The 1,843-nt window shown below is 71.9% G+C and carries 1 protein-coding gene; it reads right to left on the bottom strand.

The features are described from left to right. On the bottom strand, positions 1-1,843 hold a 1,843-nt coding region (locus ADK41_RS02430), incomplete at both ends, for a pullulanase-associated domain-containing protein (RefSeq protein WP_280923038.1).

Genomic DNA, 1,843 nt, shown 5'->3' with positions numbered 1-1,843 from the left:
GAACTCGACCGTGCGCTCGGTGCCGTCCGGGTCACTGGCGTAGGAGCCCTCGGGGACGGTGAAGTGGTAGGGGTCGTAGCCCCAGTTGTAGGCGTCCTTGGCGGCGGCCTTCGCCACGCACTCCTGCTGCCGGCCGGAGTCGGCCGGGTAGGAGGCGAGGTCGCAGTCGACGGTCGCCTGGTCGGCGGTCTTCTCCGGAACGGTCGTGAAGTCGAAGGCCGGGAGCAGGTGCACATACGAGGTACCCGCCTCGGCCAGCGCACGGAGATGCCTGCTGCCCGCCGAGTTCTTCTCGGTGAAGGCGGTGTACGTGCCCCGCTCCGTCGCCGGGACGGTCGAGTCCTCCACGGAGTGGTCGCGTATGTGCAGTTCCTGGATCTGCGCGTCCTTGAGCGGGACGGCCGGAGGTTTGTCCAGCCCGGACCATCCCGCGGGCGCCAGGGCCCTGTCCTTCAGATCGACGACGAGACTGCGTGCGGAGTCGGCCGTCAGGGCCACGGAGTACGGGTCGGTGACCTTGTTGGTGACGATCCTGCGGGCCGTCGGGGCCCACACCGTGACGGCGTACCGGTACGGCTTGCCCTTCCAGGCGCGGGATCCGGTCACCGACCAGACGCCCGTGTCGCCGTCCCGGCGCATCGCTACGCGCCGGCCGTCCAGATCGAGGGACACGCTCTTCGCCGTGGGGGCCCAGACGGACAGGGTGGGCCTGCCCCGGTGGTCGAAGACGGGCCCGAGGCGGGCCTCGCGCGCCGCGCCGTAGAGGTCGTCCAGCACGCCGGGGATCTGGACGCCCGTCGCCGCGAGCAGCGCGCCGTTGGCGGCCCGCTGGGTGGCGACGAGCTGGCCGCGCAGCGCCTCCCGCACCCGGTCCCGGTCACGCGGGTCGACGGACCAGGCGGTGCCGTCCTTCAGGTGCCGGAACTTCGCCTTCTGGGCGTCGCTGAGGGTCGTCGGCACCAGACGCAGCCAGTGCCCCTCGTGGGAGAGGGCGCCGTCCTTGACGGTGATGTCGCCCTTGGGGGCGTACACGAGCTGCTGGCTGGTGGCGTCGGTGGCCTTGACGTTCCACACCACCGTGTCCGCGTCGATCCACTGGGCCTTCGAGGCGCCGAGGTCGAGGTCGGGGGCGGAGCCCACGGTCGGCAGCAGATAGCCGGCGGTGCCGCCGAGGAGCCAGACGTCCTTCCCGTGGGTGGCGAAGTCCAGGGACCGGTCGCTGGCGATGTCCTTCTCGTCGCCCTTGTGGACGATGTAGCTGAGGGACGTGGCGCCGTCGGCGAGGGGCACTTCGAAGGTCACGCCGAAACTGTCCCTGCCGACCGGCCGCAGCGGCTTGGACCAGTCGGTCGGGTTGGCCGCGCCGGTCCAGGTGTGCAGGCCCCAGCCGTCGTAGTCGCCGTCGGCGCGGTGGTAGTGCAGGACGGCCTTCATCTGGTCCTGCGGCGGATAGGCGCCCTCGGGTGCGGTCACCGCCTGCCCGTCCTTCCCCTGCTCGATCCAGACCTCGCCGGTCTCCGCCGTCTCGAGGGTGCGCCGCGGGCCGTCCGCGGCACCGTCCTTCTCGACGGTGTAGGTCACGTCGCCGGCAGCGTCGTCCAGTTCCACCCAGGCGAAGGCTCCGTAGGCGTCACGGCCGGTGAAGTCCGCGGTTCCGGCGGACGACTTGAGCCGCCAGCCGTCGTAGTCGCCGTCCGTCCGCCGGTAGTGCACCACGGCGTAGGGGCGGTCCACCGCGCTCGGTTTCTCGGGGGCGGGGGGTTGTCCGGCGGTGGTGGCGGCGGTGTCGCTCGCGGTGCGTCCCGCGCCGTCGACGACGACGGCCTTGTAGCGCAGCGGCGTT

This window comes from Streptomyces caelestis, assembly GCF_001279005.1.
Lineage (GTDB): Bacteria > Actinomycetota > Actinomycetes > Streptomycetales > Streptomycetaceae > Streptomyces > Streptomyces heliomycini.
This window is presented reverse-complemented; position numbering and strand designations above follow the sequence as displayed.